The organism is Xanthomonas cissicola, from assembly GCF_008801575.1.
Lineage (GTDB): Bacteria > Pseudomonadota > Gammaproteobacteria > Xanthomonadales > Xanthomonadaceae > Xanthomonas > Xanthomonas cissicola.
The window spans coordinates 24,820-46,462 of the sequence record NZ_VZPL01000037.1; the positions used below are offsets into that span (position 1 = coordinate 24,820).

Sequence of the window (21,643 nt, forward strand, 5' to 3'; positions counted from 1 at the left end):
CAGCCTAGAATAGGCGCAACCCCACCGGCCACCATGCCACCGCCCTCATGACTGACTGCAGCCGCTGCGCCGGCACCAATACTTCCGGACCCAACCATTGGCCGGAGCGCATTCGCGACATCGTCGATTTCCCCAAGCCGGGCATCGTCTTCAAGGACATTACTCCGTTGCTGTCCGATGGCCCGGATTTCGCTTCTGCGCTGGACGAAATGGCGCAGCCGTGGCGGACCACGCCGCTGGATGCGGTGCTGGGGATCGAGTCGCGCGGTTTCATTCTGGGGGCGGCGCTGGCGCGCGAACTGCGGACCGGCTTCGTACCGGTGCGCAAGCCGGGCAAGCTGCCGGGGCGCACGCTGATCCAGGAATATGCGCTGGAATACGGCACCGATCGCATTGAAATGCATGAGGATGCGCTGCCGCGGGGCGCGCGCGTGCTGATTGTCGACGACGTGCTGGCCACCGGCGGCACGCTGCGTGCGGCCTTGGGACTTGCTGCCCAACTCGAACTTGAAGTCGTTGGCGCAGCCGTGCTGGTGGAGTTGCAGGGACTGCAGGGTCGCCAGAAATGGGCGAACGATGTACCGCTGTTGGCGACGCTTTCTTACTGAGTCCAAGCTCTGGAAGCGACCCTGGGTGCGTGGCAGCGCCTGCATCCAGGATTGCTCCTGCTGAACATCGGCGGCCGGCACGACGCCGGCCGCGCTGCGTTCAGAGCTTGCTGACCCGAAACCGGCGTCCCTTGATCTTGCCTGCGTGCAAGTGTGCCAACGCCTTGGCGACCTGCGCGCGGGCAATGGCCACGTAGGAGCGGGTAGGGTAGATGGCGATCTTGCCGATTGCCGCGCCCGAGAGCCCGGCTTCGCCGGTCAGGGCGCCCAGGATGTCGCCGGCGCGCAGCTTGTCGGTCTTGCCGCCGTCGATGCGCAAGGTGGTCATTGCCGCCTGCGGCAGTTGCGCCGGACGCGCAGTGGCCAGCGGTGCACGCGACCATTTCAACGGCTGGCCTTGTTCGGTTTCCAATGCCTGCGCGCGGGCGGTTTCGCGCGGGGCAACCAGGCTCAGCGCCAGCCCGTGCTTGCCGGCGCGTGCGGTACGGCCAATGCGGTGGCGATAGGTTTCGGTATCGGTGGGCAGCTCGTAGTTGACCACGGCGGAAAGGTCTTCCACGTCCAGCCCGCGTGCGGCCACGTCGCTGGCCACCAGGACGTTGCAGCTGCGGTTGACGAAGCGCACCAGCACTTCGTCACGGTCGCGCTGTTCCATGTCGCCATGCAAGGCAAGTGCAGAGAAGCCGAATTCCTGCAGCGAACCCGCCACCTCGTCCACTTCCTTGCGGGTATTGCAGAACACCACGCTGGATTCGGGATTGAAGCGCAGCAGCAGGCCGGCGACGGCCTTTTGCCGATAGGTCGGGTCGACCTCGAAGAACTGCTGATCGATCTCCGGTGCGCTATCGGCGCCTTCCACGGTGATCTCGACGGGCTCTTTCAACAGCTCGCGTGCGAGCGTGCGGATGCTGTCCGGAAACGTGGCCGAAAACAGCAGGCTCTGACGATGTTTGTCGCAACGGCTGGCGATCTCGCGGATGGGTTCTTCGAAGCCCATGTCGAGCATGAGGTCGGCCTCGTCCAGCACCAGCGTGCGCACGCCGCCCAGGTGCAGGGCGCGTTTGCGGGCCAGCTCCTGGATGCGCCCGGGCGTACCGACCACCACTTGCGGGTCGTGCGCTTCCAGCGAGGCCAGCTGCGGCCCGAGCGGCATGCCGCCGGTGAGCACCACCAGCTTCATGTTGGGGATACCGGTGGCGAGCTTGCGCAGCTGCTTGCCGACCTGGTCGGCCAATTCGCGGGTGGGGCAGAGCACCAGCGCCTGTGCGCGGGTGAGCGCGGGGTCTAGCTTTTGCAGCAGGCCCAGTCCGAACGCGGCGGTCTTGCCGCTGCCGGTCGGCGCCTGCGCGATGACATCGAGCCCCTGCAGGATCGGCGGCAGGCTCTGCGCCTGGATGGGAGTCAAAACGGTGTAGCCAAGGGCGTCGATGCCGGGGGCCAGGGCCGGCGACAGCGGCAGCGCGGAGAATTCGTTCATGGCGCATTTTAGCGGGAATCGGGAGTGGGGAATCGGGAATCGGGAATCGCAGCGGCAAGGGCGTTTCCATTCCCGATTCACCATTCCCGATTCCCGTACAATTGGCCCATGCCTTTAATCACTCTGCAAAGCGTCGACTACAGCGTCGGCGGCCCCTTGTTGCTGGAAAAAACCGACCTCGCAATCGAGCCGGGCGAGCGTATCGCCTTGATCGGCCGCAATGGCGCCGGCAAATCGACCTTGATGAAATTGATCGCCGGCGAGCTCAAGCCCGACGATGGCGAAGTGCGCGTGCAACAGGGTGTGCGTATCGCGCGGCTGGAGCAGGAGGTGCCGCAGGGGACCGGCGGCAGCGTGTTCGACGTGGTGGCCGATGGTCTGGGCGAGTTGGGCCATTGGCTGGCCGAATTCCATCAGCTCAGCCATGCCGATGTGTTCGACGCCGATGCGTTCGGCAAGGTGCAGGCCAAGATCGATGCGGCCGACGGGTGGGCGCTGGATCAACGCGTCGCCGAGACGCTGACCAAGCTGGAACTGGATGGCGATGCGGAGTTCGCGCGGCTGTCCGGTGGCATGAAGCGCCGCGTGTTGTTGGCGCGTTCGCTGGTGTCCTCGCCGGATGTGCTGCTGCTGGACGAACCGACCAACCATCTGGATATCGAAGCCATCGACTGGCTGGAAACCTTCTTGAAGGGCTGGAGCGGCAGCGTGCTGTTCGTTACCCACGACCGGCGCTTCCTGCGCGCGTTGGCCACCCGCATCGTTGAAATCGATCGCGGCCAGGTCACCAGCTGGCCAGGCGACTGGGCCAACTACGAGCGACGCCGCGAGGAACGGCTCAATGCTCAGGCGCAGGAGAATGCGCGCTTCGACAAGTTGCTGGCACAGGAAGAGATCTGGATCCGTCAGGGCATCAAGGCCCGGCGCACCCGCGACGAGGGCCGCGTGCGGCGTCTGGAATCGATGCGCAACGAGCGTGTGCAGCGCCGCGAGCTCACCGGCAATGTGCGCATGGAGGTCTCGCAAGGCGAGGCGTCCGGCAAGAAGGTGATCGAGGCCAAGGAGGTTGGCTTCGCGTTCGGTGCGCGCACGATGGTCAAGGATTTTTCCACCATCATCCAGCGTGGCGACCGCATCGGCCTGATTGGCCCCAATGGCAGCGGCAAGACCACCTTGCTCAAGCTGTTGCTGGGCGATCTGCAGCCGCAGCAGGGCGAAATCCGCATCGGCACCAATCTGCAGATTGCGTATTTCGACCAATACCGTTCCACCCTGCGCGAAGACTGGAGCGCGATCGAAAACGTGGCCGAGGGCCGCGATTTCCTGGAAATCAACGGAAAGCGCAAGCACGTGCATGCCTATCTGCAGGATTTCCTGTTCACGCCCGAGCGCGCCCGCGCGCCGATCACGCGCCTGTCCGGCGGCGAGCGCAATCGCCTGTTGCTGGCACGTCTGTTCGCGCAGCCGTCCAACCTGCTGGTGATGGACGAACCGACCAACGACCTGGACGTGGAAACGTTGGAGCTGCTGGAGGAATTGCTGGGCGAATACACCGGCACCTTGCTGCTGGTCAGCCATGACCGCGACTTCCTCGACAACGTGGTGACCTCCACGCTGGTGATGGAGGGCGACGGCCTGATTGGCGATTACATCGGCGGTTACAGCGATTCGCTGCGCCAGCGCCGTACGCCGATGGGCAATGCGATGGCGGTGGCCAAGGCGTCGGCTACCGCGGTGGCGACCGCGCCCGTGGCTGCAGTGCCGGCGGACGCTGCTGCCAAGCGCAAGCTCAGCTACAAGGATGCACGCGAGCTGGAGCAGCTCCCAGCCCTGATCGAGACGCTGGAGCAGCAAGTCGCCACGCTCACTGAGGCAATGAACGAGCCGGCCTTCTATCAGCGCGACAGTGCAGCGATGGCGGCCCACACCACAGCATTGGGCGATGCGCAAAAGCAACTGGATGCGGCGTACGCGCGCTGGAGCGAGCTGGATAGTTGATCTTTGGCCGGCACGCTAACGCGTGGCGCTCTGGCGCTGGGCAGGGCGATGGTGGTGTGCGATCGCGCCCAGGCGCAGATGGATGCGGGTATGCAGCGATCCGTGTTCGCCAGAAATACCATCGCTGACCGCCAGCGCCGCACGGTACCTACCAAACATCGCAAGCGCGCATCAGGTCTGCGGCGGCATGCATGAAGCCAGGGCTTCTGCAATGGGCGTGGCGCCGGTGCCAGGCGTGTCCGCTCGGGCCGGCTGCGCAGGCGTTCTGCTGGCTGCTCTCAGTCGCAGGCGCTTGCGGGCGCAACGAACGCCGCAAAGGTCAACCCGCGTGATGCCCAGGCGTTGGCGACTTCATCGAGGATGTCCAGCAAGGTGTCGCGGTCGTTGGGTGCCGTGCTGGCCAGCGCCTGGGCGCCGTCGATGAGCAGTGCATAGCCATCTGGCGAAGGCAGCCACGCCAGGTCGCGCAGGGCATCGCTGAGCGCGTCCCAGTTGCGGCCGAAGCTGGCCGGGAAATCCAGTTGCGTGGCCAGGCGCATCAGTAGCATGCGTTTGTCGCTGCAGGTGGTCAGATCCACGCGCAAGATGCGTAAGCCGGCATCGCGCGCGAGCGCGGCCATGGTGTCCAGATCGTCGGTCTCGGCCTGATACACACCCGATTGCTGCGGATCGGACAGATCCAGCGCGAAGTCGCCAGCGCTCATGGTGCCTGGTCCGGGGTCGGGCCATCGAAGGCTTTGAAGCTCTGGTAATGATCGTCGCTGTAATACCACGCCTCGGGCGGGGTGCCGCCGGTGACGATGCGCCGCGCGCCGCGATCCGGGCTGCCGGGGGTATCGACAGTGTATTCGCGATAATAGCCGCGCGGGCGCTCGGGCAGGCGATGCTCGCGGTTGCCGAACACGCCGCCATCCTGCGGATGTGGAAACGGGCCGCCGCGCTGGATCAGCACGATGGTGGCCATTGCCTCGGTCGGCAGAAAGGCGGGCAGACGCGGCACCTCGCGCGTCGGTGCGGACGCAGCGATCGGTGCATTGAGTTGCGGCGCGAACTGCGGCTTGGGCGCCTGCATCGCGCGCATGCCCCACAGGCCGGCAACGAGCAGCGCGATGGCGACAATGAGCAAAGCGGGCTTGCGCATGAAGACGGTCCGACGGTGGGTACGGCAGAGCAAGTATGCCGGTGCGCGACTGTGTCGACTTTGAACGTGGCCGGCACCGGGACGGTTCACGCCCAAGTAACCGGGACATGGTGCAAGGTGTGCGACGAACGTCGTGCGGCATGCGATGGGATGAAGTTTCCCTGCCACCACCCTTGGTAAGCGCTGCCGCCGTCCTTACCATCTACCCCGCAACGCCCGGTCTTCGCCGGGCGGCAAGTCCAGGAGATACGCATGGCTTACACCCTTCCGCAGTTGCCCTACGCCTACGACGCGCTGGAACCGAACATCGATGCGCAGACGATGGAAATCCATCACACCAAGCATCACCAGACCTATATCAACAACGTCAATGCGGCGCTGGAAGGGACCGAGTACGCCGATCTGCCGATCGAAGAACTGGTCTCCAAGCTGAAGAGCCTGCCGGAAAACCTGCAGGGCCCGGTGCGCAACAACGGCGGCGGCCACGCCAACCACTCCCTGTTCTGGACCGTGCTGTCGCCCAACGGTGGCGGCGAGCCCAAGGGCGAGGTCGCCAAGGCGATCGACAAGGATCTCGGCGGCTTCGAGAAGTTCAAGGAAGCCTTCACCAAGGCCGCCGTCAGCCGCTTCGGCTCCGGTTGGGCGTGGTTGAGCGTGACCCCAGACAAAAAGCTGGTGGTGGAAAGTACCGCCAACCAGGACAGCCCGCTGTTCGAAGGCAACACTCCGATCCTGGGTCTGGACGTGTGGGAACATGCGTACTACCTGAAGTACCAGAACCGTCGCCCGGAATACATTGGCGCGTTCTACAACGCCGTCAATTGGGAAGAAGTCGAGCGCCGCTACCACGCAGCGATCGCCTGAGGTGCTGCATCGGCGCTAGGCGCTGCTTAGTGCTGTCACAGCGGCACCCAACGCACAAGGCCGGGAGCGATCCCGGCCTTGTGCGTTACTGCGCCGTATGTAGGAGCGACCCCGGTCGCGAGGGGTCTTGCAGGGAACGCTCCTCGCGCTCTGGCGCGCTCCTACATTTGCGGCGCGGATTGGCCTGGTATCGAATTGAAAGCACAAGGCCGGGAGCGATCCCGGCCTTGTGCGTTTATTGCGCCGTGTGGGAGCGATCCCGGTCGCGAGAGGCTTTGCAAGGAACGCTCCTCGCGCTCGGGCGCGCTCCTACGTTGTGCAGGCGTCGATTAGAACCCGGGGTGGGGGCGATCAGAACTTGGCGTCGAACTCGCGGGCGTAGCCGGTGTTGACGATGACCTTTTGCAATGCATCGCTGATCTTGATGTTGCCGGCCACGATCTGCTGCGTCTCAGGGCCCATGTTGTCCATGCGCGGCGGGGTGGCGCCCTTGTAGTCGCAGACGCGGCCACCGGCCTCGCGCACCAGCAACACACCAGCGGCGATGTCCCAGGCTTTGACCCCCGCTTCGAAATAGGCATCGGCGCGGCCGCAGGCGACATACGCCAGGTCCAGCGCCGCCGAGCCGGTGCGTCGCACGTCTTCGGCCTGCACCAGCAGCGCATCCACGCACTTGAGCTGTGCACTGGCGCGCGCGCGTTCGCGCGGCGGAAAGCCGGTGTGGACCATGGCCCCTTCCAGATCCTTGCGCTCTGCAATGCGGATGCGGCGATCGTTGAGCACCGCGCCGGCGCCGCGGCTGGCGGTGAACAACTCGTTGCGCAACGGGTCGAAGATCACCGCATCGGTCGGTTCGCCGTTTTCCACCAGTGCGATGGACACGCAGTAATGCGGGAAACCGCGCAAATAATTGCTGGTGCCGTCCAGCGGATCGATGACCCAGGTGTAGCGGCCACTCTTGCCGCCCTGCACGCCGCCTTCTTCGCCGAACACGGCGTATTCGGGGTAGCCGCGCTTGAGTTCCTTGATGATGACCTTCTCGGCATCGGCATCGACTTCGCTGGCGTAGTCCATGCGGCCTTTCTGCACCACATTGAGCGCATCGAGCTTGTTGATACCGCGCAACAGCACATTGCCAGCGAGGCGGGCGGCTTTGACCATGACGGTGACGGCGGGTTTCTGCATGGTTAAAGCTCCCGTGAAGGCAGAATCGGACAATGGCGAAGGTAAAAGAGCGGTCCGGCGCGAAAGCCGGCCGCGCAGTTTACCATCTACGGCCGAACAGCTTCCCAATCTCCGTTCATGTCCGTCAGCCAGCGCATCCGATTTGTTCTTGTGGGGACCCAGCATCCAGGCAACATCGGTGCTGCGGCGCGTGCGATGAAGACCATGGGGGTCTCGCGCCTGGTGCTGGTGGCACCCGAGCGCGCGCTCGATGAAGATGCCTACCGGCGCTCGGCCGGCGCCGAAGACGTGCTGAGCCAGGCGCCGATCTTCGCGACGCTGGGCGAAGCGGTGGCCGACTGCACGCTGGTGATTGGCTGCACTGCGCGCGCGCGCCGGGTCGCGTTGGAAGAACTATTGCCGGATAAGGGCGCGCAGCGTGCGCTCGCCAAGGCGGGCGAGCCGGCCGAGGTGGCCTTCGTGTTCGGCCGCGAGCGCACCGGTCTGACCAACGATGAGCTGCAGCTGTGCCACGCCGCGGTCCATATCCCCTCCGATCCGCAGTTCAGTTCGCTGAATCTGGCTGCGGCCGTGCAGGTGCTGGCGTATGAAGTACGACTGGCGCAACTGGCGGTAGGCGAGGCCGAACCCGCTCCGGCAGCGGCTTCCGGCTTGCGCGACGGACCGGCCAGCCACGCACAGCTGGAAGGGATGTTTGGCCAGCTGGGCGACACGCTGGACGAGATCGACTTCCACAAGGGCCGTGCGCCGGAGTCGGCGATGCGCAAGTTGCGCCGGTTGTTGCTGCGCGCGGAGATGACCGAGCAGGAGGTGCGACTGATTCGCGGCATCCTGTCCGATGCGCAGCGCATGGCCATGCTTGCCAGGCAGGCCGGAAACTGACGTCTGTCACATCTTCGAAGATTCGGCTAGGCTGTCCGCGGCTCTAGGGGAGTGTCCGTTTTGCGCGGTCTACGATGGTGTCTGATTGCCTGCTGGCTGATTGCCGGGGCGGGCTTGGCCGTGACGGCTGCGGCAGCGCCTTCCTCGGTCCTGGTGCTTGGACGGATCAGCGATGATCCCGCCAGCCATTACGAGCAGCTCAAGCCCCTGCTGGATTACGTGGTGCCGCGCATGCGCGAGGTCGGGATCCGCCGCGGCGAAATCCTGATGGCGCCCGATGCGCGCCAGATGTCCAGCTATCTGCGGCGTGGGCGGGTCGATTGGGTCAGCGAGACGACCGGTGCGGCGATGCTGCTGGAACAGCGCGGCAGCGCGCACCCCTTGCTCATGACCGAGCGTGGCGGGCTGCGCGACTTCCACACGCTGTTCTTCGTGCGCCGCGACAGCCCGATCCATTCGCTGTCGCAGTTGCGCGGCCACACCCTGGCATTGCAGAACGCCTCGTCCACCAGCGGCTACCTGCTACCGATGCTCGAACTGCTGCGCAACGGCATCGCGTGCGATGTGCTGCTGTCGGCCGACGACACCCCGGCGCGCGGATCGGCCGGCTATCTGATGGTGGGGTCGAAATTGAACGTGGCCGCGTTCGTGCACAAACACCTGATCGACGTGGGCGCGCTCAGCAACGTCGATTGGGACGACGAACGCCACATGCCACCGGTGTTCAAGCGCGACTTCCGCATCGTGCACCGCACTGCGCCAGTGCCGCGCGCGGTGGAAATGGTGCGCGCAGGAATGGACCCGGCCGTGGAGCAGCGTCTGCGGGTGGTGTTGCTGCAGGCTGCCTCCGACCCCAAGGCGGGCCCGGCGCTGAAGCGCTTTTTCGATACCACCGGGTTCCGTCCGCTGGATCCCACTAGCCGCCGACGTCTGCAGGAGTTGAGCGCGGGCGTGCAACGCGTCAGGGATCACGTGGAATGACTCAGGTGCGCTTCGGCTTGCAGGCACGCTTTCTCTTGGTGATGGCGCTGACGCTGCTGCTGGTCGGTGCGATTCTGGCTTCGCTGCTGCAGCGACAAAGCGCGATGCAGCGCGAAGTGCGCGGCTTGAGTGCGCAAATCCTGCACGAGCTGTTCGATCGTAGCCTGCGCACGCGCGGCGAAACGCTGGCGACCGAACTGGCTTCCGGATTGGCCAACCCCTTGTATTACTCGGATCTGGGCGCGGTGGGGGCGCTGGTGCGCAATGCCTCGCGCCAGCAGGTGGTGAGCTACGTACTGGTGTTCGACCGCCATGGCCGGCTGGTGCATGACGGCACGCCGTCCCTGCAGCGTTACGGGCAGGCCATGACCGATCCGCTCGCCGCCAAGGCGCTGGCGGCGCAGGCGATGGTGTTGCAGTCCTCGCCGGAGGTGCTGGATGTGACGGTGCCGATCAAGATCGGCGACCAGCGCATCGGTGGGGTGCGCGTGGGCATGTCGCGCGAGCGGGTGCGCAAGATCGAATCCGGCGCCAATCTCACCCTGGTGCAGAACCTCAACGCCATCGGCAAGCGCGATCTGGGCTGGTTGCTGGTCCTGCTGGCCGCGCTGGTCGGGCTGGGCGTGTTGCTGGCCATCTACGTGCAGCGCACGCTGGTGGCGCCGATTCGGTTGCTGGCGGCGGCGGCAAAGCAGATCGAACGGGGCGACTACGCGGTGCAACTGCCGCCGCATCCGCGCAACGACGAGATCGGCGAGCTGATTTCCGCGTTCGGGCGCATGAGCGAAAGCATCGCCCGGCACGACCGCGAAGTGCGGCATATGGCCTACACCGACGCGTTGACCGGGCTGACCAACCGGCTAGGCTTTCGCGAGGGTCTGGATCATCTGCTCCACACCGCGCGCAGCACCGACAGCAAGCTGGCCTTGCTGTTCGCCGATATCGACGACTTCAAACGCGTCAACGACACGCTTGGCCATGAGGCCGGCGACGAAGCCTTGCTGCAGTTCGCCAGCCGCATCAGCCGCGCAGTTGCCGCGCTGGGCGGCGACGATGCGATTCTGGCGCGCTTCGGCGGGGATGAGTTCGTGATCCTGCTGCAAAGCGGCGATGTCAGCCTGCTGGCGGCGCAACTGGCCGACCGGCTGGTGCACGAACTGAGCCGGCCGTTGAACGTGCAGGGCCGCGAAGTGTTCCTGGGGACCTCGATCGGTATCACGCTGTTCCCCGATGACGCGCGCGATGCCACCGCGCTGCTGAAGAATGGCGACATCGCCATGTACCAGGCCAAGGTGGCCGGCAAGAACTGCCATCGCTTCTATAGCCGCGCCGCCGATCACGCGGTGGAGCGCCGCGTGCACATGGAGCACGAATTGCGCGGGGCCTGGGAACGCGACGAGCTGCGTCTGGTCTACCAGCCGATCTACCGCACCAGCGACCGGGTGCTGGTGGGGGTGGAGGTGCTGCTGCGCTGGCAGCATCCGGCGCTGGGAACGATTGCGCCGTCCACCTTTATCGATATTGCCGAGCAGAGCGGCCTGATCGAGGTGATCGGCCCCAAGGTACTGCGCGCGGCCTGCCTGGAGGCGGCGCAGTGGCCAGTGGTGGGCGAGGGCCTGTTCGTGTCGGTCAACGTTTCGCCGCGGCAACTGCGCAGCGGTGCGCTGATCGACACCGTGGCCGGGTGCCTGGCCGAGTCGGGGCTGCCTGCCGCTCGCCTGCATCTGGAGCTGACCGAGACCGCCGTGATCGGCGACGAGATGATGGCTGCCAGCCTGCTCGATCAACTCCATCGCACCGGCGTGAAGGTGTGGCTGGACGATTTCGGTACCGGCTTCTCCGGCTTGAGCCATTTGCGTCAGGTGCCGGTGGACGGGGTCAAGATCGACAAGAGTTTCATTGCCGACCTGCAGCGCGACCCGGACGATCTGGCGCTGACCACCGCGATCATCAACATGGCGCACTCGCTGGGAATCACCGTGGTTGCCGAAGGCATCGAGCAGGAAGCGCAGTTCAATCTATTGCGCGAGCGCGGTTGCGACCTGGGGCAGGGCTATTGGTTCAGCAGGCCGTTGAGCCCGGCCGACATGGTCAAGCTGATCGCTGCAGGGTGAGTGCCGTCGGAGCGCGCCTGAGCGCAACGGGCTTTCCTGGTAAAGCTTCATCGCGCCCGGGTGCGCTCCTACGAAGCGCGTGTCTGGGTCGTTGCAGCGGTCATCGCCGGGGACTTCGCGCAGTGCCCGATAACAGCGTAGGAGCGCACCTGGGCGCGGTTGGGCGTTACCGATAAAGTTTCATCGCGCGCGGGTGCGCTCCTACTTTGTATTGGTCTGAGGTAAGGGCGGTTACAACGGCCGCTTGCCGGTATCGCCCGGAATTTCGCGCACCAATCGCGGCACCAAATACCCCGAAAGGCGCGCGGCCAGCTCGGCATGCAGCGCGCGCGCGCGCGCATCGTCCACTTCGAAATGCGCCACGCCGGCGACCCGGTCGAGCTGATGCAGGTAGTAGGGCAGTACGCCGGCGGCGAAGCTGCGCTCGCTCAACGCCGCCAGCGCATCCACGCTGTCGTTGACGCCACGCAACAGCACGGCCTGGTTGAGCAATTGTGCGCCGGTCTCGCGCAGCCCCTGCGCGGCGGCGTCTACCGCGGAGTCGAATTCGTTGGCATGGTTGGCATGCAGGACGAACGCCACCGGCCACGGCAGGCTGCGCAGCCAGGCCTGCAGTGGCGCATCCACGCGCTCCGGCAGCACGATCGGCAAGCGGCTGTGGATGCGCAGGCGTTTGAGGTGCGGAACAGCGGCCAGGGCGTCGGTGAGTTCGGCCAGCTTGGGTGTGGCCAGCGAGAGCGGGTCGCCGCCGGACAGCAGCACTTCCTCGATGCTTGGGTCGGCGGCGATCGCGGCAACGGCGTCGCGCCAGCCATCGCGCGCAGCGGTCTCCTCGGCATACGGAAAGTGGCGGCGGAAGCAGTAGCGGCAGTGCACCGCGCAGCTGCCGGTGGCGATCAGCAGGGCGCGGCCGCGGTATTTCTGGATCACCCCGGCAGCGGTCCTGGCGGCGGCATCGCCGACCGCATCCAGGCCGAAGCCGGGAGCCGGCTGCATTTCCGCATCCAGCGGCAGCACCTGGCGCAGCAACGGGTCATGCAGGTCGCCATGGCGCATCCGCGCCACGAACGCGCGCGGCACCCGCAGCGGAAACTGCGCGGCGGCGGCATCGCTGATCGCCGCCGCCTGCGCATCCAGGCCCAGCAGCTGCAGCAGCACGCGCGGATCGCGCACGGCGTCGCGCCATTGCTGTTGCCAGCGCGAAGGCGGCAGGGCGGGGAGCGGGGATGGCTGTAAGGCGAGGGGGGCTGCGGTTATCATGTGCGGTCACAAAACCAAATGCCCGCCGGTTGCGGCGGGCGCCCCATTCTAATCCGACCTGCCACCGCGTGGCGGGTCGTGGTCTTATCGAGGAGCTGCACCATGGCCACTGTTGGCATGAACGACGTCAAGAACGGCATGAAGATCCTGGTCAACAACGAGCCGGCGGTCATCACCGAGACCGAATACGTCAAGCCGGGCAAGGGCCAGGCCTTCACCCGCATGAAGTACCGCTTCATCAAGTCCGGGCGCGTGGTCGAAATGACCATGAAGGCGACCGACGATGTCGAAGTGGCCGACGTGGTCGATACCGACATGCGCTACCTCTACAGCGATGGCGAGTACTGGCACTTCATGGACCCGGACACCTTCGAGCAGGTGCAGACCGACAAGGCCGGCATGGGCGGCGCCGACAAGTGGCTGAAGGGCGAGGAAGACTGCATCGTGACCTTGTGGAACGGCACGCCGATTTGGGTGCAGCCGCCGAACTTCGTCGAACTCAAGATCACCGAGACCGACCCGGGCGTGCGCGGCGATACCTCCGGCGGCGGCGGCAAGCCGGCCACGCTGGAAACCGGCGCGGTGGTGCGCGTGCCGCTGTTCGTCAACCAGGACGAAATCATCAAGGTCGACACCCGTTCCGGCGAATACTCGGCGCGCGTCAAGTAATCCAGATGCGCCTGGGACGCCGGTCCGCTCGAGCGGTACGCAGTGCCAGTGTCCTGATGGCGTTAGGAGCAGCTGACAAACCGACTGCCCAGTCCCCAGGCTCGGGCGGCCGGTGTTCGGAATCGGCGCCTAGCATGCGTACGCCGCAGGTCCGGTGCGCCGTCCGTACCCACCTGACGGGCGTTCGCTTTGCGTTGCTGGCCGGGCTGAGCGGCATGCTGGCCGCCTGCCCGGTGCTTGCGCAAACCGCCACCGCTTGCGACGCGCAGAGCGTGGCGGCGGTTGCAGCTGGTGCGGCGTCCGGCGCGGCAGGGGCGGTGCCGGTCGAACATGCGGTGGCACAGACCTGCAAGCCGTGGCCGTACGACCCATCGATACGGCTGGCGGCCATTGCGTTCGCCGGCGATGCCACCACCGAGGCAGGCGAACGCAACCTTGAGTTGCGGGTTGCCATGCTCGATGCCCGCACTGCCCAGGTCGTCGCGTTGTACTCGCAGGACATGGGCGAGGATGCCGGCTTCGAACTTGCTGCCGACAGTCTGAGCCTGGACACCGCACGCTATGACCTGGCGCCGGGCGTGCGCGCGGTTGGCGTGGTAGTGCACAGCGTTGCGCGCGGGCCCAGTTGCCCGGATTTCGACAGCAACGACGCATTGACCTTGCTGGTGCGCGAACAGCGCCGGTTGCGCCCGGTGCTGCAGCGGGATCTGACCGTGTGGCGGCGGGTGCAAGGCGAACCATGCAACTGGGGCGCGACGGGTGTGGTGACCGAGCGCGGCACGCTCACCCTGTCGATGGACGCGCCGGTCCATGCGGGCCATGCCGGCATCGCACTCACTGCCAACCTGGTGACTTCGACCACGGTCGAGGATGCAGAGGATATCGAGCGCACGCACCGCCAGCGCCAGCTGCTGCGCTACGACGGCACGCGGTATGTGCCTGTGTCACGCTCCGACGACTCCTGGCCGTTCGGCAACTAACTTCAATGGATCCACTCATGACCAATGCCCCGCCCGAACCCTGCGACCTGCTGATCGAGGCCGGCTATGTCGTGCCGATCGAACCGCATGCGGTGGTGCTGGAAGACCACGCGGTGGCCGTCAGTCACGGCGTCATCGTTGCCGTGCTGCCGATTGCCGACGCGCGCGCGCGTTTTGCGCCCAAGCAAACCGTGTCGCGGCCCGATGCTGCGTTGATGCCCGGCCTGGTCAATGCGCATACGCATAATCCGATGACGCTGCTGCGCGGCGTCGCCGACGACCTGCCGCTGATGGTGTGGTTGCAGCAGCACATCTGGCCGGTGGAAGCGGCGGTGATCGGGCCGGAATTCGTAGCTGATGGCACCACGCTGGCAATTGCCGAAATGCTGCGCGGCGGTACGACCTGCGTCAACGAAAACTACTTCTTCGCCGATGTGCAGGCGGCCGTCTACAAGCAGCACGGTTTCCGCGCGCTGGTGGGCGCGGTGATCATCGATTTCCCGACTGCATGGGCATCGTCGGACGACGAATACTTCGCGCGTGCCGGCGAGTTGCACGACCAATGGCGCGACGATCCGTTGATCAGTACCGCGTTCGCCCCGCATGCGCCGTACACCGTCAACGATGCCAACTTCGAACGCGTGCGCATGCTGGCCGACCAGCTCGACATCCCCGTGCATCTGCATACGCACGAAACCGCGCAGGAAGTGGCCGATTCGATCAAGCAGTACGGCCAGCGCCCGCTGGCGCGGCTGGATCGCCTGGGCCTGGTCAACGACCGCCTGATCGCGGTGCACATGACCCAGCTCACCGATGCGGAAATCCATCTGTGCGCCGAGCGCGGCGTCAGCGTGGTGCATTGCCCCGAATCCAATCTCAAGCTCGCCTCGGGTTTTTGCCCGGCATGCGCGCTGCAGCGCGCGGGCGTGAATCTGGCCATCGGCACCGACGGCTGCGCCAGCAACAACGACCTGGACATGTTCAGCGAGAACCGGACCGCCGCGATCCTGGCCAAGGCCGTGGCCAACGATGCGACCGCGCTGGATGCGGCCACCACCTTGCGCGCGGCCACCCTGGGCGGCGCGCGCGCCTTGGGCTTGGGCGACACCATCGGTTCGATCGAGGTCGGCAAGCAGGCCGACCTGGTCTGCGTGGACCTGTCTGCACTGGAAACCCAGCCGCTGCACCATGTGTTGTCGCAGTTGATCTACGCGGCCGGCCGCCATCAGGTCACCGATGTGTGGATCGCCGGCAAGCCCAAACTGGTGCAGCGCGAGCTCATCGACATGGATACCGCCGCCCTGGTCGCCAACGCGCGGCAATGGCGCGAACGCATCCGCACCGTCCGCGCCTGAGCGCGCGTCACCGCATCACGGAGCCCCCCGCATGAATTCGAATACGCACGCCAAATCCAGCAATTTCCATCAGAGCGAGCTGGATAAATTCGCCGCACTGGCCAACCGCTGGTGGGATGCCGATGGCCCGCAGAAGCCGCTGCATGCGCTCAATCCTGTGCGTCTGGAGTATGTGTCCGCGCGGCTGGAACCTGCCGGTGCGCGCGTGCTCGACGTCGGCTGCGGTGGCGGCTTGCTCAGCGAGTCGATGGCGCGCCTGGGCGCGCAGGTGACTGCGATCGATCTGGCGCCGGAACTGGTCAAGGTGGCGCGTCTGCACAGCCTGGAATCGGGCGTGCAGGTCGACTATCGCGTGCAATCGGTGGAAGACCTGGCCGCCGAACAGGCCGGCAGTTTCGATGCGGTGACCTGCATGGAAATGCTCGAACACGTGCCGGATCCGACCGCGATCATCCGTGCCTGCGCCAGCCTGCTCAAGCCGGGCGGCAAGCTGTTCCTGTCCACGCTCAATCGCACCCCGGCCGCGTTCGCGCTGGCGGTGGTGGGCGCCGAATACATCGCGCGTCTGCTGCCCAAGGGCACGCATCATTACAAGGATTTCATCAAGCCGGCCGAGCTTGCGGCATGGTTGCGCAACGCCGGGCTGCAGCTCGAAGACGTCAGCGGCATGCTGTACGAGCCGTGGCGTAATCGCGCCCGCCTGTCTTCGCGTACCGAGGTGAATTACCTGGCGTATGCGGTGAAACCGTGAGCAGCCGGGGTTCGAAATTCGGGATTTGGGATTCGCAACGGCCGTTGGTTGGGGTCTTGATGATCTCGGTGGCGTGCCGGGCGATACGCAATTGACGACAGGTGATGCTGTGGGTTTCCCGCGTGCGGTGTTGTTCGATCTGGATGGCACCTTGCTGGACAGCGCGCCGGACATGCTCGCGACGGTTAACGCCATGCTGGATGCGCGTGGGCGTGCGCCAGTTGCGTTGGCTTCGTTGCGTCCGGTGGTCTCCAAAGGTGCGCGTGCGATGCTCGGCGTGGCCTTTGCCGAGCTCGATGCCGTGGCGTGCGTTGCGCTGGTGCCGGAATTCCTGCAGCGCTACGAGGGCTGGATTGGTACGCAGTCGCAGCTGTTTGATGGTGTCGAGCAGATGCTGATGCAGCTGGAGGATGCCGGCTGCGTCTGGGGCATCGTCACCAACAAGCCCGAATATCTGGCGCGCCTGATCCTGCCGCAGGTGGGCTGGGAGCAGCGCTGCGCGGTGCTGATTGGTGGCGACACGCTGGCCGAGCGCAAGCCGCATCCGTTGCCGCTGGTGGTCGCCGCAGAACGCATCGGCGTTGCACCTGCGCAATGCGTGTATGTCGGCGACGATGAGCGCGACATCGTGGCTGCGCGCGCGGCGGCGATGCCATCGGTCGCGGCATTGTGGGGCTATCGTCTGGACGACGACGACCCGTCGCGCTGGCAGGCCGATGTACTGGTCGAGCGGCCGCAGGCGCTTTGGAATCCGGCAACGTGGCCGCAGATCTGATCTTTCTTCGTATTTTTCTGGACCCGCCATGAGCCAATCCAGCGCCCTCGACAGTTTTCTCGACAAGTGGGCAACCCGCTGGCCGGAATGGTCGGTTGCCGAACCGTTCGTGCCCGAGCCGCAACGCCGCCTGGCCGTTGCCTGGTTCGCGTTGCTGCAGGAATGGGAAGACATCATGAATATCGCCGGCGACCCGTTGCCGGCCGATGCCAAGCTGGCGTGGTGGCAGCAGGAGCTGCGTGACTGGTCGAGCCAGCGCTCGCGGCATCCGTTGGGGCGCGTGCTTGAGCCGGTCCGTGCGCCGTGGTCACAGCTGGCCGACGCCTTGCCGGCCATGCAGGCCGCACGCGTCCAGCCGCAATCGCTGCAGCACGCGCTAGGGGCATTGCGCACGTTCGCCGAGGCGGTGGTTGCGGTGGAAGCGGTGCTGTTCGCACGGGCGCGGCCTGGCGATGCCACTGCGGTGGCGGTGCAATGGCTGGATGCACGCCAACGCGTGGCCGGCGACGGCGCAGCGCCGGGCGATATCGCCACGCCCGCCTGGCGCTCGCAGCTGTTGCAGGCCTGGCCGCGCAAAGTCGCCTTGGCACGGCCGCACCGGGTGTGGTCGCGTCTGGCACGGCTGCGCTTGCAGCGCGAGCTGGCGGGCAAGCCCGCGTACCCACCGCCGATGCAACAGCTCTGGCATTGCTGGCGTGCTGCCAGTGGCGCGGACTGAGCGCAAGCGATACGGCCGCATGGCCGCAACGTGCAAGCGCACTAGTGTGTCCTGCGGGCTGCCGGACAGACCCGTTGCATTGTTGGGTTTGGACCGATGGCTTGCTGCGACCGGCAGATTGCAGCAAGCGTTGCATCGCATGTGATTTCCTTAGCGCTCAGCACGTTGGATTCAAATCGGCGAATCCGGCAGTACCGAGTGATAGGCAATGAAGGCGTCATTGCATTGCAATGGCGTGCCCGGGCCGGGTTTGCCCTGTAGCTGCACATCGTTGGGCACCGATTCGGTCAGCTGATCGTAAAAGCTCACCGGGCCACCCTTGAAGGTGAAGTGCGTCGCGCCCGGGTTGCTCGCGGGCCCGCCGAAATGCGGCTGCGCGAAGCTCACCTTGCCGCCTTTCAGCACGACATTGTCCAGCGAGATGGTGATTGGCCGGGTGGTGCCGGCATCGCGATACCCATAGAAACTCAGTTCGCCGCCACCCAGGGTGGTCGAACCCAGCGAATGCACGTGACTGAGCGAAATGCCGTTGAACTGCGGCGGCGCGGCGCGGGTGGCGGGATTGGCGTAGTTGGCATCGAACACCAGTGGCCGCGCAACCCCGCGCATGCAGATGTTCTCGAAGCTGATGTCGTAGACCTGGCCGCCGCGGGAGGCGTCGGACTTGATGCGGAGGCCATTGGCCGAGTAGGGATCGCGCTGCACATCGTTGGCGTTGAAGCCGTCAATGCTCAAGCCGCGCACGGCGATATGGCGCATGCCCGAATCGGTTTCGCTGCCCAGCGAAAAGCCATGGGTGTAGTAGAACTGGTTGTAGGCGAACAGCATGTTTTCCGAGGCGATACTGCGCTTGCTGTTGGCGTGCGCCTTGATCGCCACACCGTCATCGCCGGTGCCGATGTACGAGTAAGCCAGCAGCACATTCTTCGACTGGCCCGGGTCGAAGCCGTCGGTGTTCTTGGCAGTCTCCGGCGTGAAGCAGGTCGCGTGCGGATTGACGTCCGGGGTGCTGCCTGCCGGGCATCGGTAGCCGGGACGCGAATAGACCAGGCTGGGCGCCAGAATCTTGATGCCCCACGCGGTCAGGCCCACCACGTTGTCGCTGATGACATGGAAATTGGGCGAGTTCTCCAGGGTGATGTCGTACAAGGTGACGTCGGTGCTGTCGTCGATCTGCAACAGGCGCGGCACGTGCTGGCTCAAGCCCTTGGTGACGTTGAGATAGGCAAGATCCCACCAGCTGGCCTTGCCGGCATTGGGCCCGGCAGTGAGCGTGCTGCCGCCACGGCCGTCGATCTTGCCGGCGCCGACGATGGCGCTGTTGGCCGTGTCGGAGAGATGGATCAGCGGACGACACGACTTGGCTTTGTCGCTGGTGGCGGTGCCGCAGGTGCCCAGGCCGTTGTCGTAGTCCTGCGGATTGCGCGAGCCGAACAAGGTGACGCCGCGGTCGATCCATAGCGTGACCCCGCTCTTGATGGTCAGCGGCCCACTGAGCACGCCGGATTCGCCGGCATCGCCGGGGGCAAGACGCACCGCGCTGCCGGCAGGGCAATCGTCGATGGCCGCCTGCAGGCGCGCGGTATCGCGCTTGGAGTGGGCAGGGTTCTGGTCGAGCATATCCACTGAACCACCCACCGGGGTCAGCGCAGCCTTGAGCGTGGCGCATACCTTGGTCGGCAATGCTGGCTGCTGGATCTCCCCCCAGCTGGTGGAAATGCTGTGCGCGGTATCGGGTGCATCCTGCCCGTGCGGTCGCGCCGCGCTGGCGTGAAACGTGGACAGGCCGAGCAGGGCAAGGGGCAGTGGCGCGACGGCGGGAACAAGGCGATGGTACGGCATAGGTCTTTCTCCGGTTATGCGACAGGCGCGCCAGATAAACGAGCGCAGCGAGATGCACCTGTATGAGGCGCTGCGAACATCGGTGCCCTGCCACATGCGTGGTCTCTGCGTTGCTGTGTCGACCAGCGATAACGGGATGCAAGCTTGGCGAGCCCTGCAGAAGTTCGATGGTGCCAGCACGAATTCAGCACCGCAGCGCCGAAGGTAGTACAAGTGTTTTGCAGGACTCCCGCGTGCTGCAGATGCCCGCCGTGACGAACTGTGCAGTCGATCGATCGCGTGCATAGAAAAGAGAGCTGGACGAGCTATTTTTGAAACATTCGTGATGTAGGCCGACCTACATGTTTTTCGGTCACGTTGTATCACAGCTAGCGAACCTGTGGATGGTGCGCCGGCAATTGCTGCCGGCCCGCTGGTAACTCTGCCTGGCCGCAGCGAAAACCGACAGAGCGTTGCAGAAATTGCACCCTACTCACATTTTTGCCAGTCATTGACATACAAGAAGCAGGATTGAAAGGTCGGTGAGTTGTTAAGACCTTCCCTGGCCTTGAATATATGGGGCCCCTCAAACATTCTTTAGGCGCCTCTTTCTGGTGCGCGGTGAATGCTGGAGAAATCGTGTTTAGTGCGGCCCCGCAGAGGACCGAACGATTCCGGGGATTCTTGCCGAATCATCAGGCTCGTAGCTGTATTTGACTGGTGCATTATTGAAGGTTGAGCCGATCGCCGAATTGCCCGTTACTGCGTCATAAACGTTTTCTTTTTCGTAAAAATTGTACATGTCACCGTCTGATTCTAGTCGAATCTGGTTGCTATTGTTGGTTTTGTAGAAATAGTTTGATTCGGAAAAAACAATACTGCCGCTACCTACCTGCAAAGCGTTGTACTGCTGCTTTTCATAGCCGCGACCATCGGCAGCGGTTCGCTCACCGTTAGGTGATGTGCTATTGTCAAAGTAATTATTATAGGCATGCACCCAGCCACGCAGTAAGGGGCGCCCGGCAAGATTGGGGCCAAACCAGTTGTGGTGCAGCGTTACGTGCAGCTTATTGCCGCCATATACATATGAATCTTTCTTGTTGTGACCAATAAGGATTGCTAAGCGCTCATTTGCGAGGTCATGGTAATTTTTTTCGACCCAGTTCCATACCGGATCCGGATTCATGTTGACCCAGCTGTTACTGAAGTAAAAGTGATTGTACGACAGCGTGACGTAATTAGATGACATGCCGACTGATAAAAGGTCATCGCTAATATCATAGAAATCGCAGTGGTCGATCCAAGCATTGGATATACGCCGCAATGATACGCCTACGTAGTTGATGCCAGTGTTGTTGGACGTTCCTTTGACTTGGTCAGGCAGGGCTTGCAAGTCGCCGATATTGCCAGAGAATGAGATGTTTCTGATAACCACATTCTGAATGTTTATCCCGGCGGGCAAGTTCTCGCCGCTAAATTTCAATTGGATATTCTGCAAGGCCGCTCCACCGCCTGCAGCACCCTCGATTGTTATGTTGTTCCAAATAGTGCTGGAGAAATTCAGGGTAGTCAATTTGGGGCCGCCGTAGATCTTTCCACGGATGATGATATGGTGATTTTTGGCATTGAGTGCCGTTTGCAGCTCTGCAAGTGTTGTCACTGTAATGGCAGTTTCGCCAGATACAGATGCAGAAGAAAATCCTCCGGTATCAGCATTGGCGATACCAGCCTGTGTGATAAAAATGGCAAAAAACAGCGAGATAGTAGGTAAATGTAAATGCAAAATTCGGATCTTTATTGCAAAGAGAAAAATTTATGTAGAATCTCTAGGGAAGGTCTGAACAACGAGGCCTGAGAGTGCGGGATGTCGCGTCGTTCCGAAGAGTGGCGTTTGAATCCTCGGAATTTCGCCATTTCTGGCGCTTTGCGTGGGAGTTGGGTTCTACCCCGATATCACGGACGGTTGTAAAAGAGCTGCAACCTTCTGATCCTGCTTGGCCGCCCTTCGCCGCATCCTTGGGTTGTGGCGTCGCTCGATGTAGTCAAACACATCCGCTCTTGCTC

The 21,643-nt window shown here is 64.2% G+C and carries 19 protein-coding genes and 1 pseudogene; 12 read left to right on the forward strand and 8 right to left on the reverse strand.

From position 1 onward, the window contains the following. Positions 1–47: 47 nt before the first annotated feature. Complete coding sequence (locus F7R02_RS15455) at positions 48–608, forward strand: adenine phosphoribosyltransferase (protein WP_078588907.1); 561 nt, start codon at positions 48–50, stop codon at positions 606–608. A 100-nt stretch (positions 609–708) separates the two neighbouring features. On the opposite strand, the gene dbpA is transcribed toward F7R02_RS15455, so the two are convergent. Beyond that, positions 709–2,085, reverse strand: a complete 1,377-nt coding sequence (gene dbpA, locus F7R02_RS15460; protein ID WP_078588909.1) for an ATP-dependent RNA helicase DbpA — start codon at positions 2,083–2,085, stop codon at positions 709–711. 108 nt (positions 2,086–2,193) lie between these two features. On the opposite strand from dbpA, the gene F7R02_RS15465 reads away from it, so the two are divergent. Further along, positions 2,194–4,083: an ATP-binding cassette domain-containing protein gene (locus F7R02_RS15465; protein WP_078588911.1), complete on the forward strand. Its 1,890-nt coding sequence runs from the start codon at positions 2,194–2,196 to the stop codon at positions 4,081–4,083. A 278-nt stretch (positions 4,084–4,361) separates the two neighbouring features. Here F7R02_RS15465 and F7R02_RS15475 read toward each other — a convergent pair whose 3' ends face one another. Together F7R02_RS15475 and F7R02_RS15480 are read right to left on the reverse strand one after the other, a co-directional pair. Next, the gene (locus tag F7R02_RS15475; protein WP_003486050.1) at positions 4,362–4,787 is read right to left on the reverse strand and encodes a barstar family protein; all 426 of its coding nucleotides are present in this window, start codon (positions 4,785–4,787) and stop codon (positions 4,362–4,364) included. Further along, the gene (locus tag F7R02_RS15480) at positions 4,784–5,224 is read right to left on the reverse strand and encodes a guanyl-specific ribonuclease (RefSeq protein ID WP_005923192.1); all 441 of its coding nucleotides are present in this window, start codon (positions 5,222–5,224) and stop codon (positions 4,784–4,786) included. Before F7R02_RS15480 ends, F7R02_RS15475 begins: the two co-directional genes overlap by 4 nt. Positions 5,225–5,476: 252 nt before the next feature. Between F7R02_RS15480 and F7R02_RS15485 the strand changes: the two genes are divergently transcribed. Further along, positions 5,477–6,088: a superoxide dismutase gene (locus F7R02_RS15485; protein ID WP_003486056.1), complete on the forward strand. Its 612-nt coding sequence runs from the start codon at positions 5,477–5,479 to the stop codon at positions 6,086–6,088. Between the two features lie 351 nt (positions 6,089–6,439). Here the strand turns inward: F7R02_RS15485 and F7R02_RS15490 are convergent, their stop codons facing one another. After that, entirely contained in the window at positions 6,440–7,273 is an 834-nt protein-coding gene (locus tag F7R02_RS15490; RefSeq protein ID WP_005913068.1) for an inositol monophosphatase family protein, read from the reverse strand. A gap of 117 nt (positions 7,274–7,390) precedes the next feature. Between F7R02_RS15490 and F7R02_RS15495 the strand changes: the two genes are divergently transcribed. Genes F7R02_RS15495 through F7R02_RS15505 form a run of 3 tightly spaced genes read left to right on the forward strand, consistent with a single transcriptional unit; the run spans position 7,391 to position 11,250 of the window. Beyond that, positions 7,391–8,155, forward strand: coding sequence for an RNA methyltransferase (locus F7R02_RS15495; RefSeq protein ID WP_033483473.1), 765 nt, complete (start codon positions 7,391–7,393; stop codon positions 8,153–8,155). Positions 8,156–8,206: 51 nt separating this feature from the next. Beyond that, entirely contained in the window at positions 8,207–9,136 is a 930-nt protein-coding gene (locus F7R02_RS15500; protein ID WP_039582286.1) for a phosphate/phosphite/phosphonate ABC transporter substrate-binding protein, read from the forward strand. After that, entirely contained in the window at positions 9,133–11,250 is a 2,118-nt protein-coding gene (locus tag F7R02_RS15505; protein ID WP_005913073.1) for a putative bifunctional diguanylate cyclase/phosphodiesterase, read from the forward strand. Before F7R02_RS15500 ends, F7R02_RS15505 begins: the two co-directional genes overlap by 4 nt. 231 nt (positions 11,251–11,481) lie before the next feature. Here the strand turns inward: F7R02_RS15505 and epmB are convergent, their stop codons facing one another. Then, positions 11,482–12,510, reverse strand: a complete 1,029-nt coding sequence (gene epmB, locus F7R02_RS15510) for an EF-P beta-lysylation protein EpmB (protein ID WP_029829080.1) — start codon at positions 12,508–12,510, stop codon at positions 11,482–11,484. 102 nt (positions 12,511–12,612) lie between these two features. Here epmB and efp point away from each other — a divergent pair, with 102 nt between their 5' ends. From efp to F7R02_RS15540, 6 genes are all read left to right on the forward strand, one after another. Then, positions 12,613–13,179 (forward strand): elongation factor P, encoded by a 567-nt coding sequence (gene efp, locus F7R02_RS15515; protein WP_003486066.1) that lies wholly within the window; start codon positions 12,613–12,615, stop codon positions 13,177–13,179. A 134-nt stretch (positions 13,180–13,313) separates the two neighbouring features. Next, positions 13,314–14,159 (forward strand): PA3715 family protein, encoded by an 846-nt coding sequence (locus tag F7R02_RS15520; protein WP_078588913.1) that lies wholly within the window; start codon positions 13,314–13,316, stop codon positions 14,157–14,159. A 17-nt stretch (positions 14,160–14,176) separates the two neighbouring features. Continuing rightward, the gene (locus tag F7R02_RS15525) at positions 14,177–15,514 is read left to right on the forward strand and encodes a TRZ/ATZ family hydrolase (RefSeq protein WP_016850388.1); all 1,338 of its coding nucleotides are present in this window, start codon (positions 14,177–14,179) and stop codon (positions 15,512–15,514) included. A 31-nt stretch (positions 15,515–15,545) separates the two neighbouring features. Then, positions 15,546–16,265: a bifunctional 2-polyprenyl-6-hydroxyphenol methylase/3-demethylubiquinol 3-O-methyltransferase UbiG gene (gene ubiG / locus F7R02_RS15530; protein ID WP_003486071.1), complete on the forward strand. Its 720-nt coding sequence runs from the start codon at positions 15,546–15,548 to the stop codon at positions 16,263–16,265. Positions 16,266–16,338: 73 nt separating this feature from the next. Then, on the forward strand, positions 16,339–17,040 hold the full coding sequence (locus F7R02_RS15535; RefSeq protein ID WP_425478513.1) for a phosphoglycolate phosphatase: 702 nt from the start codon (positions 16,339–16,341) through the stop codon (positions 17,038–17,040). A gap of 28 nt (positions 17,041–17,068) precedes the next feature. Next, positions 17,069–17,758 carry an isoprenoid biosynthesis enzyme family protein gene (locus tag F7R02_RS15540; protein ID WP_003486073.1) on the forward strand — a complete coding sequence of 230 codons (690 nt, stop codon included), beginning with the start codon at positions 17,069–17,071 and terminating at the stop codon, positions 17,756–17,758. Positions 17,759–17,929: 171 nt separating this feature from the next. Here the strand turns inward: F7R02_RS15540 and F7R02_RS15545 are convergent, their stop codons facing one another. The 3 genes and pseudogenes from F7R02_RS15545 to F7R02_RS15560 form a co-directional block, all read right to left on the reverse strand. Continuing rightward, positions 17,930–19,600 (reverse strand): glycoside hydrolase family 28 protein, encoded by a 1,671-nt coding sequence (locus F7R02_RS15545; RefSeq protein WP_078588917.1) that lies wholly within the window; start codon positions 19,598–19,600, stop codon positions 17,930–17,932. Between the two features lie 622 nt (positions 19,601–20,222). Further along, positions 20,223–21,362, reverse strand: coding sequence for a pectate lyase family protein (locus F7R02_RS15555; protein ID WP_078588919.1), 1,140 nt, complete (start codon positions 21,360–21,362; stop codon positions 20,223–20,225). A 159-nt stretch (positions 21,363–21,521) separates the two neighbouring features. Beyond that, a pseudogene (locus F7R02_RS15560) lies at positions 21,522–21,643 on the reverse strand (IS3 family transposase); the annotation flags it as partial.

What these genes read in the sequence shown, in the direction of transcription:
- F7R02_RS15455 (WP_078588907.1), top strand. Translation starts at nt 48, where the DNA reads ATGACTGACTGCAGCCGCTGCGCCGGCACCAATACTTCCGGACCCAAC.
- dbpA (WP_078588909.1), bottom strand. Translation starts at nt 2,085, where the DNA reads ATGAACGAATTCTCCGCGCTGCCGCTGTCGCCGGCCCTGGCCCCCGGC.
- F7R02_RS15465 (WP_078588911.1), top strand. Translation starts at nt 2,194, where the DNA reads ATGCCTTTAATCACTCTGCAAAGCGTCGACTACAGCGTCGGCGGCCCC.
- F7R02_RS15475 (WP_003486050.1), bottom strand. Translation starts at nt 4,787, where the DNA reads ATGAGCGCTGGCGACTTCGCGCTGGATCTGTCCGATCCGCAGCAATCG.
- F7R02_RS15480 (WP_005923192.1), bottom strand. Translation starts at nt 5,224, where the DNA reads ATGCGCAAGCCCGCTTTGCTCATTGTCGCCATCGCGCTGCTCGTTGCC.
- F7R02_RS15485 (WP_003486056.1), top strand. Translation starts at nt 5,477, where the DNA reads ATGGCTTACACCCTTCCGCAGTTGCCCTACGCCTACGACGCGCTGGAA.
- F7R02_RS15490 (WP_005913068.1), bottom strand. Translation starts at nt 7,273, where the DNA reads ATGCAGAAACCCGCCGTCACCGTCATGGTCAAAGCCGCCCGCCTCGCT.
- F7R02_RS15495 (WP_033483473.1), top strand. Translation starts at nt 7,391, where the DNA reads ATGTCCGTCAGCCAGCGCATCCGATTTGTTCTTGTGGGGACCCAGCAT.
- F7R02_RS15505 (WP_005913073.1), top strand. Translation starts at nt 9,133, where the DNA reads ATGACTCAGGTGCGCTTCGGCTTGCAGGCACGCTTTCTCTTGGTGATG.
- epmB (WP_029829080.1), bottom strand. Translation starts at nt 12,510, where the DNA reads ATGATAACCGCAGCCCCCCTCGCCTTACAGCCATCCCCGCTCCCCGCC.
- efp (WP_003486066.1), top strand. Translation starts at nt 12,613, where the DNA reads ATGGCCACTGTTGGCATGAACGACGTCAAGAACGGCATGAAGATCCTG.
- F7R02_RS15520 (WP_078588913.1), top strand. Translation starts at nt 13,314, where the DNA reads ATGCGTACGCCGCAGGTCCGGTGCGCCGTCCGTACCCACCTGACGGGC.
- F7R02_RS15525 (WP_016850388.1), top strand. Translation starts at nt 14,177, where the DNA reads ATGACCAATGCCCCGCCCGAACCCTGCGACCTGCTGATCGAGGCCGGC.
- ubiG (WP_003486071.1), top strand. Translation starts at nt 15,546, where the DNA reads ATGAATTCGAATACGCACGCCAAATCCAGCAATTTCCATCAGAGCGAG.
- F7R02_RS15540 (WP_003486073.1), top strand. Translation starts at nt 17,069, where the DNA reads ATGAGCCAATCCAGCGCCCTCGACAGTTTTCTCGACAAGTGGGCAACC.
- F7R02_RS15545 (WP_078588917.1), bottom strand. Translation starts at nt 19,600, where the DNA reads ATGCCGTACCATCGCCTTGTTCCCGCCGTCGCGCCACTGCCCCTTGCC.